Origin of the sequence: Candidatus Planktophila sp. (assembly GCF_040402275.1) — a bacterium.
GTDB lineage: Bacteria > Actinomycetota > Actinomycetes > Nanopelagicales > Nanopelagicaceae > Planktophila.
Genome location: NZ_JBBAMW010000002.1, coordinates 68,560 through 83,140, shown reverse-complemented (window position 1 = coordinate 83,140; position 14,581 = coordinate 68,560). Strand labels below are relative to the sequence as shown.

At 46.8% G+C, this 14,581-nt stretch carries 17 protein-coding genes; 12 read left to right on the top strand and 5 right to left on the bottom strand.

Annotation, left to right across the window (positions count from 1 at the left end):
* Nucleotides 1-51 precede the first annotated feature (51 nt).
* Nucleotides 52-696, top strand: a complete 645-nt coding sequence (locus tag AC9UEY_RS01030) for a LysE family translocator (protein WP_509536523.1) — start codon at nt 52-54, stop codon at nt 694-696.
* A gap of 15 nt (nt 697-711) precedes the next feature.
* On the top strand, nt 712-1,389 hold the full coding sequence (locus AC9UEY_RS01025; protein WP_509536521.1) for a PD-(D/E)XK nuclease family protein: 678 nt from the start codon (nt 712-714) through the stop codon (nt 1,387-1,389).
* Here the strand turns inward: AC9UEY_RS01025 and AC9UEY_RS01020 are convergent.
* On the bottom strand, nt 1,386-2,024 hold the full coding sequence (locus AC9UEY_RS01020; protein ID WP_509536574.1) for a lysophospholipid acyltransferase family protein: 639 nt from the start codon (nt 2,022-2,024) through the stop codon (nt 1,386-1,388). The two genes, AC9UEY_RS01025 and AC9UEY_RS01020, sit on opposite strands and share 4 nt — an antisense overlap.
* Before the next feature lie 98 nt (nt 2,025-2,122).
* Between AC9UEY_RS01020 and AC9UEY_RS01015 the strand changes: the two genes are divergently transcribed.
* Both AC9UEY_RS01015 and AC9UEY_RS01010 read left to right on the top strand, forming a co-directional pair.
* A complete protein-coding gene (locus tag AC9UEY_RS01015) occupies nt 2,123-2,386 on the top strand; it encodes a hypothetical protein (RefSeq protein ID WP_509536519.1) in 264 nt (87 codons plus the stop codon).
* A complete protein-coding gene (locus tag AC9UEY_RS01010) occupies nt 2,383-3,363 on the top strand; it encodes a Gfo/Idh/MocA family protein (protein ID WP_509536517.1) in 981 nt (326 codons plus the stop codon). The genes AC9UEY_RS01015 and AC9UEY_RS01010 overlap by 4 nt, the downstream gene beginning before the upstream one ends.
* On the opposite strand, the gene AC9UEY_RS01005 is transcribed toward AC9UEY_RS01010, so the two are convergent.
* Both AC9UEY_RS01005 and AC9UEY_RS01000 read right to left on the bottom strand, forming a co-directional pair.
* A complete protein-coding gene (locus tag AC9UEY_RS01005) occupies nt 3,360-4,304 on the bottom strand; it encodes an ROK family glucokinase (protein WP_509536515.1) in 945 nt (314 codons plus the stop codon). The two genes, AC9UEY_RS01010 and AC9UEY_RS01005, sit on opposite strands and share 4 nt — an antisense overlap.
* 5 nt (nt 4,305-4,309) lie before the next feature.
* Nucleotides 4,310-4,747, bottom strand: coding sequence for an SRPBCC family protein (locus AC9UEY_RS01000; RefSeq protein WP_509536513.1), 438 nt, complete (start codon nt 4,745-4,747; stop codon nt 4,310-4,312).
* Nucleotides 4,748-4,800: 53 nt separating this feature from the next.
* Between AC9UEY_RS01000 and AC9UEY_RS00995 the strand changes: the two genes are divergently transcribed.
* The 3 genes from AC9UEY_RS00995 to AC9UEY_RS00985 are packed head-to-tail and all read left to right on the top strand — an operon-like array spanning nt 4,801 to nt 7,660.
* Nucleotides 4,801-6,591 carry an AMP-dependent synthetase/ligase gene (locus AC9UEY_RS00995; RefSeq protein ID WP_509536511.1) on the top strand — a complete coding sequence of 597 codons (1,791 nt, stop codon included), beginning with the start codon at nt 4,801-4,803 and terminating at the stop codon, nt 6,589-6,591.
* Nucleotides 6,588-7,061 carry a sensor histidine kinase gene (locus AC9UEY_RS00990; RefSeq protein ID WP_509536509.1) on the top strand — a complete coding sequence of 158 codons (474 nt, stop codon included), beginning with the start codon at nt 6,588-6,590 and terminating at the stop codon, nt 7,059-7,061. Before AC9UEY_RS00995 ends, AC9UEY_RS00990 begins: the two co-directional genes overlap by 4 nt.
* Nucleotides 7,062-7,063: 2 nt before the next feature.
* A complete protein-coding gene (locus AC9UEY_RS00985; protein WP_509536507.1) occupies nt 7,064-7,660 on the top strand; it encodes a response regulator transcription factor in 597 nt (198 codons plus the stop codon).
* Here the strand turns inward: AC9UEY_RS00985 and AC9UEY_RS00980 are convergent.
* Nucleotides 7,649-8,800, bottom strand: coding sequence for a glycosyltransferase family 4 protein (locus AC9UEY_RS00980; protein WP_509536505.1), 1,152 nt, complete (start codon nt 8,798-8,800; stop codon nt 7,649-7,651). The two genes, AC9UEY_RS00985 and AC9UEY_RS00980, sit on opposite strands and share 12 nt — an antisense overlap.
* Before the next feature lie 382 nt (nt 8,801-9,182).
* Here AC9UEY_RS00980 and AC9UEY_RS00975 point away from each other — a divergent pair, with 382 nt between their 5' ends.
* Nucleotides 9,183-9,674 carry a dihydrofolate reductase family protein gene (locus tag AC9UEY_RS00975; protein WP_509536503.1) on the top strand — a complete coding sequence of 164 codons (492 nt, stop codon included), beginning with the start codon at nt 9,183-9,185 and terminating at the stop codon, nt 9,672-9,674.
* On the opposite strand, the gene AC9UEY_RS00970 is transcribed toward AC9UEY_RS00975, so the two are convergent.
* Nucleotides 9,671-10,510 carry an EamA family transporter gene (locus AC9UEY_RS00970; protein WP_509536501.1) on the bottom strand — a complete coding sequence of 280 codons (840 nt, stop codon included), beginning with the start codon at nt 10,508-10,510 and terminating at the stop codon, nt 9,671-9,673. The two genes, AC9UEY_RS00975 and AC9UEY_RS00970, sit on opposite strands and share 4 nt — an antisense overlap.
* 60 nt (nt 10,511-10,570) lie before the next feature.
* Here AC9UEY_RS00970 and AC9UEY_RS00965 point away from each other — a divergent pair, with 60 nt between their 5' ends.
* The 4 genes from AC9UEY_RS00965 to AC9UEY_RS00950 all read left to right on the top strand — a co-directional run bounded on the left by AC9UEY_RS00965 (nt 10,571) and on the right by AC9UEY_RS00950 (nt 14,580).
* A complete protein-coding gene (locus AC9UEY_RS00965) occupies nt 10,571-11,149 on the top strand; it encodes a DUF3000 domain-containing protein (protein ID WP_509536499.1) in 579 nt (192 codons plus the stop codon).
* A gap of 2 nt (nt 11,150-11,151) precedes the next feature.
* A complete protein-coding gene (locus AC9UEY_RS00960; protein ID WP_509536497.1) occupies nt 11,152-12,453 on the top strand; it encodes an HRDC domain-containing protein in 1,302 nt (433 codons plus the stop codon).
* Between the two features lie 53 nt (nt 12,454-12,506).
* Complete coding sequence (gene efeU / locus AC9UEY_RS00955) at nt 12,507-13,325, top strand: iron uptake transporter permease EfeU (protein WP_509536495.1); 819 nt, start codon at nt 12,507-12,509, stop codon at nt 13,323-13,325.
* Nucleotides 13,326-13,392: 67 nt separating this feature from the next.
* Complete coding sequence (locus AC9UEY_RS00950; RefSeq protein WP_509536494.1) at nt 13,393-14,580, top strand: thiolase family protein; 1,188 nt, start codon at nt 13,393-13,395, stop codon at nt 14,578-14,580.
* Nucleotide 14,581 lies beyond the last annotated feature (1 nt).

Here is a 14,581-nt window from a genome sequence, read left to right as displayed (position 1 = left end):
ATTGGGATATACCTGCCCTACGCAACCCAGACGCGCCGTTAAACTCACCACATGATCATTCCCACACGGCTTGCCGAGTACATCGTCGCAGCCATGGTCATCATTTTGGCCCCTGGGCCCAGCGTGCTCTTTGTTATCGCTCGGGCCATCGCCTGGGGCCGTGCAACAGCGGTCTTTTCAGTTGCTGGAAATGTCACCGGTGCTTTCTCCTTGTCAGTCTTTGTGGCACTTGGCCTTGGTCCAATCTTGCAGCGTTCAGATCTTGCCTACATCGCGGTGCAATGGGGTGGCGGCCTGTATCTGATCTATCTTGGAATTGATGCAATTAGAAAACGCACGGTGCATGCAGCTGACATGACTAACCAGGGCGATGTTGCACCGAGTGCGCGTCGTTCGATGTGGGATGGCTACTGGGTTGGCGCGCTCAACCCCAAAGGTGTTGTTTTCTTTGCAGCCGTTCTACCGCAGTTCATTGATCGTGAACGTGGCAGCATTACTTCTCAATTGATTCTGCTGGGTGGCATCTTTGCGATCTTGGCATTTTTTTCAGACGGAACATGGGGGCTGTTAGCTGGAACCGCCCGTCAATGGCTTGCTACCGACTCCAAGCAATTAGAAAGACTTCGCGCTACGGGCGGCACAATAATGATCATTCTTGGAATATCTGTTTTGATCGCTGCAATTGTCAGTGCCTAAGTACACAATTACTCCATGATCAAACCAGCTAAGCCAGCCCGCGAAAACATCTCTCCTTCAGATCTAACTTTTGGACTGTCCACCTGCAAGCGTTGTTTATGGATTAAGTACTGGTTCAAGGTAACGATGCCAGGAGCGTTCCCACTTGTTGGAACTATGGCTGCGTTGCAAGAAGAACATTTTCAAGGTGCTGACATGTCAACAATTGATCCTTCGCTTCGAGCTGGAAAAGTTACCAAATGGGGCGAGTGGGTGAAGAGCAAGCCGCTCGTTGTCAATGGCCAAGAAACACGCTGGCGTATCTTAGGAAAGTATGACCTTGTCGCAACAAATGAGGATGGAACTATTGGTTTAATTGATTGTAAGGTCTCTGATAGTCAGCGCGATAGCGGGCAGTTTTATTCACCCCAGCTTGAGGCATATGCATACAGCCTTGAAAATCCTGCTGCTGGTAAATCCCAATCGGTGGCATCTATTGGTTTATTGGTATGGAAACCAACGACTGCAATAGGAACAACTGCTGATGATTATGGCTTTGGAGTACTTCAAAAATACGTTCCAGTCGAACGTGATCAAGCGAACTTCCTAAAAGTTATCGGGCAGTTCATTGATGTTTTGGAAGGTGAACTTCCTGACTCTGGTCCAGAGTGCCAAACCTGTAATTATTTGGTTGCCCGAAACGCTTTGGATTAATCCTCTTCCTGGATTTCGCCAAGTTTTACCTTTTTAGGTGCATAGATGTCGATGTACTCCTGGCCAGACATCGCATGAATCGCATTCATAATCTGATCTGTTACATCCCGCAGATGTTGTAAATCTGTTGAGTCACCCTCAAAATACATTGGCTTGCCAAAGCTCATCCCAACTCTTTTAACATTAGGAATAACTTTACCTGTTGGTTGAATCTTGTCGGTGTTGGACATGGCAACTGGAATCACTGGTGCACCAGATTCAATTGCTAATCGAGCGATACCAGTGCGACCTTTATATAAGCGACCATCTGGAGATCTAGTTCCTTCGGGATAAATGCCGATGCAATCGCCGTCGGCTAAGACCTTTAACCCTGTAATAAGTGCGGCTTCACTACGGCGACCACCTGAGCGATCAACTGGCACTTGACCTAATGCGATGAAAGTTAACTTTTTCAATAATCCCTTTGGACCAGGAGATGTGAAGTACTCGCTTTTGGCCAGGAAGGTAACTTTACGAGGCACTACTAAGGGCATAAAGATCGAATCACTAAAAGAGAGGTGATTCGAGGCAATAATTACCGGACCCTTACCCGGAACATGCCGAAGGCCACGCACCTTAGGGCGAAAAGCAAGCATCAAGAACGGGGTCAAAAATGCTCGCAAAGCTCCATATGGCAAATCGTTTAGCACGGGGATAATTTAGTGGTTATTGACGACTATGACACTATCTGAGGGTGAATAGCGGGAAAAAAGAGCCTGAAGAGTTTGATGAAGAGGAGCTGATTCGCTCTGAGTTTGAATCCATGGTCGCAGGCCTCTCCCTCGATGAATCCACTCCGACTACCTACTTGGATGAGCTGGATCGAATTGATGAAGAAAGATTTGTGCAACCCAATCCCCCACGACAAACACCTCTTGGATTTATCGCTTCAGCAAAGCGAGCAATCAATCGTTGGTTAAACCGCGGTTACCACGACGATGATGGAGCAGCGCTATGAGTAATTTTAATTGGGGAATTTTAGGACCAGGTGGAATTGCGCGAGCTTTTGCAACAGATTTGAAACTACTAGATGGACATACGGTGGGCGCAGTTGGTTCCCGAACTCTGAGCAACGCTCAAGAGTTTGCAAAAGCCTTTGGTGGAAACGCCTACGGAAGTTATGGCGAACTTGTGGCAGATCCAAACATTGATGCGATCTATGTGGCAACACCTCATCCTGCACATAAGGAGAATGTCATTGCTGCGCTTAACGCAGGTAAACCAGTTTTGTGTGAAAAGCCATTTGCCGTCACTGCTAAAGAGGCGCAAGAAATGGTTGCAGCTGCACAGAAGAATAATGTTGCACTGATGGAAGCAATGTGGGCACGATTCCTTCCCCACTATGCACAGGTACGGGAAATTATTGCAAGCGGAGTTTTGGGAAAGATTCTCACCGTCCAGGCAGATCACGGACAACGTTTAGCCGATCAAAATATTCCACGTTTGGTTGACCCTTCACTTGCTGGTGGCGCATTACTAGATCTTGGAATTTACCCTGTTTCATTTGCCCATATGGTTTTGGGCAACCCAACAAAAATTACGGCAAGTGGCGTCCTCACTGAAAGAGGTGTTGATGCGCAGACATCAATGATTTTTGACTACGCGGGTGGAGCGCAAGCAATTTTGAATACGACGATGATCGAGCAAACCCCATGTCGGGCTGTGGTTGCAGGTGTAAATGGATGGTTAGAAATAGATCGAGTCTTCTATAGCCCAACCAGTATGCGGGTGACCCTGTTTGATGGCTCTGTGACTCAGTACCCACATACATACACCGGTCATGGGCTGCGCGAACAGGCTGAAGCTTTTAAAAAGCTAGTTGTGTCAGGTAAGACTCAATCAGAGATTTTGAGTTGGAAAGACACTGTCGACATCATGCAAACTTTAGATACTGTGCGTGCCCAAATTGGTTTGCGTTACCCTTTTGAAATTTAGACTCTAGCTAAATCTGCAACACCAACAAGGCCAGCTTCATTACCTAGCGCAGCTGCAATCAAAGTTGGATAAGGATGCTTTCCTGCAAATGGCATCGTGCGTTCGAGAGATTCACGAGTTGGCTTCAATAAGATTTCGCCAGCATCAATTACTCCCCCACCAATGACAACACATTCTGGATCTAACAAAACCGACAAGGAGGCAATACCTGCTCCAAGCCATTGGCCCGTTGTATTAAAGGCAGCTAGTGCAACAGGGTCACCCTCCCGCGCAGCCTCTGTTATTACCTTCCCAGTTAATCCAGCAACAGTTCCATCGCCACGAGATAAGAGGTTGCGTGCGATTTCAGGAGTTGCGCTAATAGCTTCACGTGCATGGCGAAGCAGTGCATTTCCAGATGCATATTGCTCAAAACATCCACGTGCACCGCAACCACACAGGTGGCCATCTGGCACCACACGTAAGTGGCCAAATTCAGCTGCTATTCCAAATGCTCCTCGATATAAATCACCATTAACAACAATTCCCCCGCCAATACCAGTCCCGACAGTCAACATCATCATGTGATTGTGGTTGCGACCGGCACCGAATTTTGCTTCACCCCATGCTGCAGCATTTGCATCATTTTCGATGACTACAGGTAAACCAATGAGTGCGTTGAGTTCACTATCTAAATTAACGCCATTCCAGTCGGCAATATTGGGAGTTGCCAACATTGTCTTGCGATCAGATGACACAAATCCAGCTGCAGATACGCCAATTGACGTGACTTCAAATTGAGCCATGAGTTCTAACGCGGTGTCAGCAATTGTCTGAGTTAGAGATTGACCACCTTGGCGAGGAGTGTCTTTGCGTGCAGTTGCAAGAATCTTTCCACCTTCATCAACAACACCACCGAGAACCTTTGTGCCACCTACATCGATACCAATTGCATACGACATAAGAACTATCCCTCTAGATGAGTTTTGAGTTGTGACAACGCTGCATCAATCGTTGCCTTCTCTGCTTTCTGTCGCATCGACGCAGGTAGTGGCATTGACAATGAAACTTCGAGTTCGTATGTAACCTCAGTTGTGTCCTCATCGATGCTCTTGATTGAGTAAATTCCATCCATGCCGGTCAAAAGATCTGCATCATCTAGCGAGAAGCTCAACTTGCTAGGTGCAGCGCTCCAGTCATAATCCAATGTCGGACGATCTTTCATCATGCCCGCATCGATACTCATCTTTACCTTCGTGATTCGCCCCTGATCATCGCGGGCAATCGCTTCGGCTGATTTAATCTGGGTCGACCACTCGGGGTACTTGTCCAGGGCAAACAGCGCCTCTTGAACCGCGGAAATAGGGGCGTCAATACTTATCGTGGATTTGCTGAATTCGCTCATGGCAGAAGGTTACCCTCTTTACCTTTCCACTTCCCCCACGCTAGCGTTGGCCCATGAATGAAATATCAATCCCTCCGCTAGTTCCTGCTGCAACAGCTGGAAATCTCACTAATTTGATCGCTGAACGTGCCTGGTTTGAACCAGAGCGCATCACCATGTCTCGTCCACTGGGCGAAGGATGGCAACCCGTAACCGCTCGCGAAGTTGATGAAGAAGTCCGAGCGACTGCCAAAGGTTTGATAGCCGCCGGAATTCAAATCGGAGATCGCGTCGCAATCATGGCGCGTACACGGTATGAATGGACGATCTTAGATTTTGCTACATGGTATGCAGGGGCAGTTGTCGTGCCAATCTATGACACATCATCTGCTGAACAGATTGATTGGATTCTCAATGACTCTCACTCAGTTGCAATTATTGTTGAAACACCCGCATTACGTGATTTAGTACAAACTGTGATTCCATCCCACACTCGTCAGGTGTGGACGATGACAGATGATGTGTTATCAATCTTGCGTGAGGCCGGTAAGAGTATTGGTGATGATGAAATTGAACGCCGCAGAAACGCAGTCCTTCCATCATCACTAGCAACCTTGATCTACACATCAGGCACAACTGGAAAGCCAAAGGGCGTGCAATTAACACATGCTAATTTCCTTTCAGAGACCGGAAACGTTGCTCAAGGTGCAAGTGAACTCTTTCTAAAGCCTGGTGGATCAACTCTTCTATTCCTACCAGTTGCTCACGTATTTGGCCGTATGGTTCAAATTGGAGCAATTGCATCAGGTCTTCACCTTGCACATTGCAGCGATCCCATAACACGCTTGCCAATGGATTTGGCCTCATTTAAGCCAACATTTGTTTTGGCAGTTCCTCGCATCTTTGAAAAGATCTACAACGGCGCAGAAGCTCGCGCAGAAGCTGCTGGTAAAGGAAAGATTTTTAAGAAGGCTGCTGATGTTGCAATCGCATACTCAGAAGGACTTGATAAGAAGGGCATGTCACCAGTTCTCAAGTTCAAGCATGCGGTTTTTGACAAGCTTGTCTACAGCAAGATTCGCGCTGGAATGGGCGGAAATGTCGAGGCAGCGATTTCAGGTGGAGCACCTCTCGGTGTGCGCCTCGGACACTTCTATCGTGGTGCTGGCGTAACAATTCTTGAAGGCTACGGCTTAACAGAAACAACTGCTGGTGCAACCCTGAACTTGTTTGGTGCACATCGTGTTGGTTCTGTTGGCAAGCCAGTACCAGGTACTTCAGTAAAGATTGCAGAGGATGGAGAAGTTCTCCTACGTGGCCCAATTGTGATGGATGGATATTGGCAAAACAATGCCGCTAACGCCGAAGTTTTTGATGGAGAGCGTTGGTTTATGACTGGGGACCTTGGAAAATTAGATGATGATGGATTCTTATACATCGTTGGTCGCAAGAAGGAAATAATTGTGACAGCTGGTGGAAAAAATGTGGCACCAGCAGTTCTAGAAGATCGCCTACGTTCCCATCCATTGGTAAGCCAGTGCATAGTCGTTGGCGATAACCAGCCATTTATAGCAGCACTTGTGACTATCGATCCCGATGCACTGAAGGTATGGGTTGCTAACAATAAAAAAGATGGGGCTTCCATCAACGATTTGATCAATGATCCTGATTTGATCGCTGTCGTTCAAACCGCTGTCGATGAAGCAAATAAGGCTGTGAGCAAAGCTGAATCAATCCGCAAATTTACAATTCTTCCTGTGGACTTCACAATCGCAGGCGGTCATCTGACTGCCAAGCTTTCTATTAAGCGCCATGTAGTTGCAAAGGAGTTTGCGCAAGAGATCGATGCACTATTTTCTAAATGAACGATAGGCGGGTAATACTCGCTCAAGAACTTCATGATGGAATCGCCCAGGACCTTGTAGGCCTGGGCTTTTCCATTGATTCAATGATTTCTTACTCTCAAGATCTGCAAGCAAAAGAGTCTCTACGCCAGGTGAGATTTGCGATAAGTGAATTGATTAACAAAGTTAGATTAGAAATTCACCAGCTCCGCACAGCCTCTGACTTAATCCCTGAGGTTGAGGAGAAGGATTTCACCTACGAACTAATAAGAGTTCTATCTGAAATTCTTCGTAATGTTTCAGAACATGCACAAGCCTCACACCTGTCAATCCAGATTACAGATAACGGCATTGGAGGCGCACGCAGCAAAGAGGGCAGCTTCGGTCTTGTTGGAGTACAAGAGCGAATAGCTGGTATAGGTGGGGATATCGCTATTGACTCCAGCCAACTAGGGACAAAAATAAGTATTGAGCTGCCTTTGGAAAGGTAATAATGAAGGTGTTGATTGTTGATGACCATGCCGTTGTGCGCCATGGGCTCAAATCAGCAATCGAATCACATGGTTATGAAGTAGTTGCAGAAGCAGGATCAATCAATGAAGCGCAAGCATTTATGGCGCAAACAAACCCCAATGCAATCATTGTTGATATCAATCTGCCCGATGGCTCCGGATTTGATTTAATTGCGTGGTCTCGAAAAATCTCACCTTCAACAGCCATAGTCGTACTAACACTCAATGATGGTGAAGATTATCTCCGGGCTGCAAAGTACGCGGGGGCTAATGCTTTCATTGTTAAGAGCGCACCCCTCACAGATCTGATTGCAGCCCTAGATTTTGCAATATCTAGCCCAACCTCATTTAGCAGCAAATACACAACTGCATCAGGGGTTGATTCTGGTCTTAGTGCTCGAGAAATAGATGTGCTTCAATCCATCAACCATGGTTTAACCAACGCCGCCATTGCCACACAACTCTATGTCTCAGTTTCCACCGTGAAGACTCATGTCTCATCTATTTTACGAAAACTAGATGCTGATAACCGAGTACAGGCGTTAAGCATTGCTCGAGAACGTGGATTACTTGTTTAACAAATCCTCAAAATCTTTAGACCAAATTTCCCAACGCCAGTTGTCAATAATCCACTGACGTCCAGCGATGCCCATCTTTTGTGACGACTCAACATTTGTTAGTAGCTCGATTGCAGCTGTTGCAACCTGTCTATTGTCTGTTCCATTAACAACCAAGCCTGTTTTGTTCTGTATAACAGCATCAGGTGCTCCCCCTGAATTTCCAGCAAGTACTGGCAATCCACAAGAACTGGCTTCAAGATAGACGATTCCGAGTCCTTCAACTTCAAGACCCATCAATCGTGAACGGCTGGGCATTGCAAAAATATCTCCAGCGCACAGATACATGGGCAAATCTTTGTATTGAATTCTGCCTATAAAAGTAATTGACGTATTGAGTTCGTGTTCCTTGACTAGCTTTTCTAGGTGCTCTCTGTAAGGACCTTCTCCAATTAGCAATAGATGTGCTGATGGCACACTTTTTAGAATCTCGGGCATAGCCTCAATTAAGCGATCTTGACCTTTACGATGAACTAAGCGCCCAACAGAGACAATTACTTTCTTCTCTGACAATCCCAATGATTGTCGAAGAGCTGTTGCATCGGTTGGAAAAAAGTGATCAATGTCGATTCCGGGGGCAATTTTTACCATTTCTGATATCGCATGGGCAGTTAGCGCCTTTGAGATCGCGTTACGAGTAAACTCTCCCAAATATGTGAGCACATCAACTGTTGAACCAATTCGACACAGCAATAGATTGAATGGAAAAACTTTTGCCCACCACACTTCATGTCCGTGCGTAAGAGCAACTGTTCGTTTGACCCCGGAGCGCTTCATACCAGCAGATAGAAGTCCAAGTGGAGCTGCGGCTCCGAAAGCTGCTGTTGTAATACCTTCCTTGCGGATAATCTTTTTTAAATGAAACAAAACTCTCGGAGTTGGCAAAAGAATTTTTGATCGATCCCGAATGACCCGGACTCCGTAATTAGCCAGCCACTCAGCATCATATTGTTCGCAGTTTGCTTGGGCGGATGTGTAGACAATGGTTTGACCATATGGGCGACGTTGAATCAATCCAATGATGAAAGTTTCTATGCCACCGGCTCGTGGACCAAAGTCATTGGTGACAAACAGAACGGGATTAGAAACGGCCGTCTCCAAGCAATGATTTTCTACCAGGAGAACTACTGGTGGTAACTCTTACACGCAGGGAAAAAGACATGTGCACAAGGCTAACCTCGCCTGCGCCCCAATCTCAACCTCATGGCCTTAAAAGCGCTTTAAATTCCAACCACCCTAAGCCCCACGAGCGTCAAACTGCAGTGGTGGGGTCAGTCCACTGTCGGCAAGAACGGTGAGCGCCGAGAGTGTTGCATCGCTGATATCAGCTGAGGGTTCGAGGAAAAAGGCGACGACGCATGTGTTACAGGCGATCGTAGCCATGGTGCATTTATTGCAATCGATGATCATGGACATAAATGTAAAGGCTGCCACTGACAGATTTCTTGAGAGAAAAAAGCTGGCGTAAGCAATACTTGCCCGCGTGAGCATCGTTGCAACCCTTGTCGTTGGATCTGATGGCTCAACCTCTAAAGAGAGCCGATCAGCCGGCGTTAGCTCCGCAGCCGATCGCCAAGTATTTCTTCAGCGTCGTCGTGAGGTGGATTGCATCATTATTGGCGGCAATACCGCCCGCCATGAACCATATAACCGGACCCCAGTTCCTCTAGTCGTGATTTCGCGATCTCTTGTAAATCCAGTTCAAGGCAATCACCTGGCCCTACTGTGGAATTGTTCTCCAGTGCAAGCAGTTGAAAAAGCCCGCAAGCAATTTGGTGAAAAGATTTTGATTGAGGGCGGCATAACAATGATCAATGAACTGATCGATCACGCAGTCATCGACCAACTTGAACTCAGTGTTACCCCTGCGTCAGGAGGCGATGAGCGCATCGACTGGAAAGGGCTGCTAGCAAAATTTACACACAGCACATCTCACGAGGTCGAAGGAACTATTTTTTACTCAGCTCGCAATTAGAAGGCTGAAATAATCGAAACTCCTGCAACAGCTAGAGCAATACCAATGTATTGAACTCTGTGCAGCCTTTCCTGCAAGAACTTATAGGCCAGAACTGCAGTGGCAATCGGATATAAGGAACCAAAAACCATTGCAACTGAAACAAGCCCCTTAGTGCAGGCAATTCCAAGGAGTAAATTCGCAATAAAATCTGCTGCACCAATAAAGAAAAGTAGAGGGATTGCTTTCTTATCGAAATTACCTGACGTCTTAAATTTAATTGCCAAAGAGATCGTGACGAAAAATGTTGCACCACGCATCGAGACCATTGTCAGCAATGCACTGCTTTGAGACCCAATAGCGATAAATGTAAGCGCTAAACCAAAACCAGCTGCAGCTCCTAAAGCTAGAAGAATCGGCTTTAACGGAAGTCCTTGAGATAGTTCTGGGCCGCTTGCGCAAAAGACTCCAACTAAAGCAATTACTACGCCAAATAAAGTTATTGTTGAAAGGACATCACCTGTAATCAGTGCATATGCCAATGGAATAACGGTGCTTAATGAGCTTATTGGTGAAACAACACCCATGCGACCAGTTGATAATCCTTCATACAAACATGCAAGTCCGATATAGCCAAACAGTCCGGCAAGTGCACCTGGAATCAAAAAACCATCGAAACCTAATACTTTGCCTTGCCAACTTCCGGAGATAACAACTATCAATACTCCGACAAGCAAACCAAAGACTTGAGAAAAACCAAGGACTGCAAATGGATGATGTTTCTTGCTAAGGCGCCCGGCGAAAAAATCTGCCGTCCCCCACATTGCACTTGAAAGTAGCGCCAATAGCGAAGCCATTGCGCAAGGTTACCGCCCCGCCTCCCATAAAATGCTGTGTTAATTCTTTATCCTGAGGTAATGGATGCGAATGCTTTTGAGCGGTTAGTGGATCAACTTCGCACATTTACCCCGCGGGCTGAGGTCGCACTTATAGAAGTGCCCGCCCCTCAAAAATTAGCAACATTTGCCTTTGCATTCTCCGCTGATGTCTCTAATGGACTGTTAGCCGATGAAGAGGATGAAGTTGCAAATGGTCGCTTTGTCCTGCTGCACGAACCAGGTGGACAGGCCACATGGGATGGCGAATTCCGCTGTGTTACTTTTGTGAGCGCTGATGTAGATCCAGTAATGCAAGAAGATCCCTTGTTGCCTGAAATTGGCTGGAGCTGGTTTCTGGAATCATTGGAGAGAAATCAATGCGCTTTCAATGCACCTAGTGGAACTGTTACACGTGTGTCTAGTGCTTCCTTCGGCAAACTTTCTCCTCGTAACGATGATGCCGAAATTGAAATCCGAGCTTCCTGGACGCCAATCATCACTGAACCACAGGAATTAATAAAGCACATTGAAAGTTGGTGCAACTTAATATCAGAGGTTGCAGGATTGCCACCCGTACCTGAAGGAGTCTCTGCTATTTCATCTGCGCGTCGACAATAATTATGAGCGAAGAAATCGTTGTAGTACCTTTACTGCGCCCTGCCGAGGGAACGCCACCGGTAATCGATACCGAATCCAGATTCAAAGATGCGCTCGGGCAATTGGCACAAGGTCACGGACCATTTGCAGTTGATGCTGAACGTGCTTCAGGGTTTAGATATAGCGCACGTGCATACCTAATCCAGATTAAGAGAAACAATGGTGGTTTACACCTTATTGATCCAATTCCTTTTGGCCCTGGTCATGACCTTTTTGCAGAACTCAATACTTTGTTAAACACTCATGAAGTCATCTTGCATGCAAGCACCCAAGACTTACCCTGCCTACGCGAATTAGGCATTAATCCAAATCGACTCTTTGACACTGAATTAGCAGGCAGAATCGCTGGTTTGCCACGTGTTGGTTTAGGTCTACTACTTGAAACTCTTATGGGAGTTTCTTTAGCAAAAGAACATAGCGCCGCAGATTGGTCTGCTCGTCCTTTGCCACAAGAGTGGCTGACTTATGCTGCATTGGATGTAGAGCTGCTTGTAGAGCTCAGAGACATTATGTATGAGATTTTAGAGAAGTCGAATAAATTGTCATGGGCACTAGAAGAGTTTGCATCTATTCTTACAGCACCACCTGCTCCCCCGCGCGTTGATCCGTGGAGGCGCACTTCAGGCATGCATAAGATCAAGCGTCGTGATCAGCTCGCAATCATTAAAGAGTTATGGGTCGCCCGCGATCGTGTTGCCTCTGAACAAGATATCGCTCCTGGAAAGCTGCTCAATGACACTGCAATTGTTGAACTTGCCATGGCGGCATCTGTTACCAAGAAAGAATTTGAAAAGGCTCTGCGTCCTCTTGGGCTAAGGGCCAGATGGTTAGAAAATTTGCCGCTGTGGCTTTCAAGTGTCTCAACGGCTGTTGCGCTGCCAGATGAGCAATGGCCAGCAATGCGAACAAATGCAGATACCTTGCCTCCGATAAAATTGTGGCGGGATAAATTTCCAGAAAAGTTCGCACCCCTTTCTCATGCGCGTGCTGCAATTGAACTCATTGCCCAAGAGAATGAAATTCCGGTAGAAAATTTAATTACCCCCGAGCATGTTCGAAGAGTGTGTTGGAAACCTCCAAATGGTGCAACAGAAACTCTCTCCATCACCGCTGTCGAACACGCATTAACTGAGTTAGGTGCCCGTCAATGGCAGATAGCCCTCGTGGCTCCAGCACTTGCTGCCGCCCTGCTGGAAAAGGAACCAGTTCCCGTTCCAGAGGTGCCAGCGGCTGAAGTGACGGAAACCACGCCTGAGGAGGCCTGAATTACGCAACATAAGAGTTGCGTAATTACCCTTTTTACCTTAGATTTTGAACCATGCTCAGTACATTCATTATTGCTCTACGAGAAGGCCTCGAAGCCTGTCTCATCGTTGGAATTCTTGTCGCCTACATCGTTAAGACCAATCGCAAGGGTTACTTAAAGCCCTTGTGGACTGGTGTAGTTACCGCGGTCGTCGCGAGTTTCGGACTGGGCGCCTTTCTAACGTACACATCTGTGTCACTGAGCGATCGTGGAGAAGAGCTTTTTGCTGGTGTCACATCTTTTATTGCCGTTGCGTTAGTAACGTGGATGGTTTTCTGGATGAAGCGCACTGCTCGCAATCTTCGCAATGATCTACAAGGCAAAGTAGATAGCGCAGTAAGTGCAGGGCCTCTAGCCCTTGCTGGGGCAGCGTTTTTCGCTGTTATTCGAGAAGGTCTTGAAACATCATTATTTGTTTACTCAAACTTCCAAACAGTTGAAGATGTAACTAGCTCTACAGTCGGTTTGATTTTAGGATTTGCTGTCTCAATCACTCTTGGATATTTGATCTACAAGAGTGCGATCAGATTGAACCTTTCAAAGTTCTTCACCTACTCAGGTGTGGCTTTGATTATCGTTGCAGCTGGCGTCTTGTCCTATGGAGTGCATGAATTCCAAGAGCTCGGATTCCTTCCAGGTCCAGATGCCTTTGCATGGGATGTGACCTCATTTATCGCTAAGGATTCGATTATGGGAGCATCTCTGTCTGGCACCATCGGCTTTGATACAACTACCTCATGGCTCCAATTGGCTGTCTATGTCCTGTATTTGGGCTCAGTACTGGTTCCGTACCTGTCTAAGCCACGTGTGAAGACATCGGTTAGCGCTTAATTCGCTACTGTCCTAAACCCTTACTGACGAGTAACATTTGGGCCACGCCCTAGGTAAAGGAAGTTCCATGTCCCGCACAGTTGTCCTTGTTGATGCCGTCCGTACTCCTTTTGGAAAGGCCGGAGGCATGTATGCCGGTACTCGTGCAGATGATCTGATGGTTCGCGCAATACGTGGATTATTAGAGCGCAATCCAAAGGTTAATCCAGCATCAATTGAAGATGTTGCTATCGCAGCTGCAACTCAAACTGGTGATCAGGGAATGAACATTGGCCGCAGCGCCGCACTTCTATCAGGATTACCAAACACAGTTCCCGGATATTCAATTGATCGTTGGTGCGCAGGTGCATTAACTGCTGTAACAACTATTGCCGGTGCGATTGCTATGGGAACAAATGAAATTGCAATTGCTGGCGGTGTGGAGCACATGGGTAACCATCCAATGGGAGAACTCATGGATCCAAATCCACGGTACTTAGCGGAGCGAATTGTTGAACAAGATGCACTCGCGATGGGCTCAACTGCAGAAAGATTGCATGATCGCTTCCCTCAATTAACAAAAGAGCGTGCCGATCGCTATGCAATGAACTCGCAGCTAAAAACTGCCAAGGCTTATGCAGATGGAAAGATCCAAAGAGATTTAATTCCAACCGCTGCGCGCAGCGCAGAACTTGGTTGGACCGTTGCAACCGTTGATGAAGCACCACGCCCACAAACAACCATGGAAGGTCTTGCAGGATTAAAGACACCATTTCGTCCAGCAGGTCGAGTAACACCAGGAAACTCATCTGGTCTAAATGATGGCGCAACCGCAGCAATACTTGCGAGTGAAGAAAAAGCTTTAGAACTTGGATTAACAATCAAGGCGAAAATGGTTACCTATGCATTTGCCGGTGTTGAACCAGAGATCATGGGTTACGGGCCAGTTCCTTCAACTCTTAAAGCGCTTAAGCAAGCAGGGTTAAAGATCGAGGACATTGGCGCATTTGAAGTTAATGAGGCTTTTGCAGTCCAGGTTATTGCGTTCTTAGATCACTTTGGAATTGCAGATGATGATCCTCGCGTAAACCCATACGGTGGGGCCATTGCAGTTGGCCATCCATTGGCATCATCTGGTGTTCGCTTAATTCTTAACCTAGCTCGCACCTTTGAAGCACAACCAGAAGTTCGATATGGCATCACAACTATGTGCATCGGACTCGGAATGGGTGGCACTGTCATTTGGGAAAACCCTAACTTTAAGGGAGCTAAGTAAT

What these genes read in the sequence shown, in the direction of transcription:
- AC9UEY_RS01030 (WP_509536523.1), top strand. Translation starts at nt 52, where the DNA reads ATGATCATTCCCACACGGCTTGCCGAGTACATCGTCGCAGCCATGGTC.
- AC9UEY_RS01025 (WP_509536521.1), top strand. Translation starts at nt 712, where the DNA reads ATGATCAAACCAGCTAAGCCAGCCCGCGAAAACATCTCTCCTTCAGAT.
- AC9UEY_RS01020 (WP_509536574.1), bottom strand. Translation starts at nt 2,024, where the DNA reads ATGCTTGCTTTTCGCCCTAAGGTGCGTGGCCTTCGGCATGTTCCGGGT.
- AC9UEY_RS01010 (WP_509536517.1), top strand. Translation starts at nt 2,383, where the DNA reads ATGAGTAATTTTAATTGGGGAATTTTAGGACCAGGTGGAATTGCGCGA.
- AC9UEY_RS01005 (WP_509536515.1), bottom strand. Translation starts at nt 4,304, where the DNA reads ATGTCGTATGCAATTGGTATCGATGTAGGTGGCACAAAGGTTCTCGGT.
- AC9UEY_RS01000 (WP_509536513.1), bottom strand. Translation starts at nt 4,747, where the DNA reads ATGAGCGAATTCAGCAAATCCACGATAAGTATTGACGCCCCTATTTCC.
- AC9UEY_RS00995 (WP_509536511.1), top strand. Translation starts at nt 4,801, where the DNA reads ATGAATGAAATATCAATCCCTCCGCTAGTTCCTGCTGCAACAGCTGGA.
- AC9UEY_RS00990 (WP_509536509.1), top strand. Translation starts at nt 6,588, where the DNA reads ATGAACGATAGGCGGGTAATACTCGCTCAAGAACTTCATGATGGAATC.
- AC9UEY_RS00985 (WP_509536507.1), top strand. Translation starts at nt 7,064, where the DNA reads ATGAAGGTGTTGATTGTTGATGACCATGCCGTTGTGCGCCATGGGCTC.
- AC9UEY_RS00970 (WP_509536501.1), bottom strand. Translation starts at nt 10,510, where the DNA reads ATGGCTTCGCTATTGGCGCTACTTTCAAGTGCAATGTGGGGGACGGCA.
- AC9UEY_RS00965 (WP_509536499.1), top strand. Translation starts at nt 10,571, where the DNA reads ATGGATGCGAATGCTTTTGAGCGGTTAGTGGATCAACTTCGCACATTT.
- AC9UEY_RS00960 (WP_509536497.1), top strand. Translation starts at nt 11,152, where the DNA reads ATGAGCGAAGAAATCGTTGTAGTACCTTTACTGCGCCCTGCCGAGGGA.
- efeU (WP_509536495.1), top strand. Translation starts at nt 12,507, where the DNA reads ATGCTCAGTACATTCATTATTGCTCTACGAGAAGGCCTCGAAGCCTGT.
- AC9UEY_RS00950 (WP_509536494.1), top strand. Translation starts at nt 13,393, where the DNA reads ATGTCCCGCACAGTTGTCCTTGTTGATGCCGTCCGTACTCCTTTTGGA.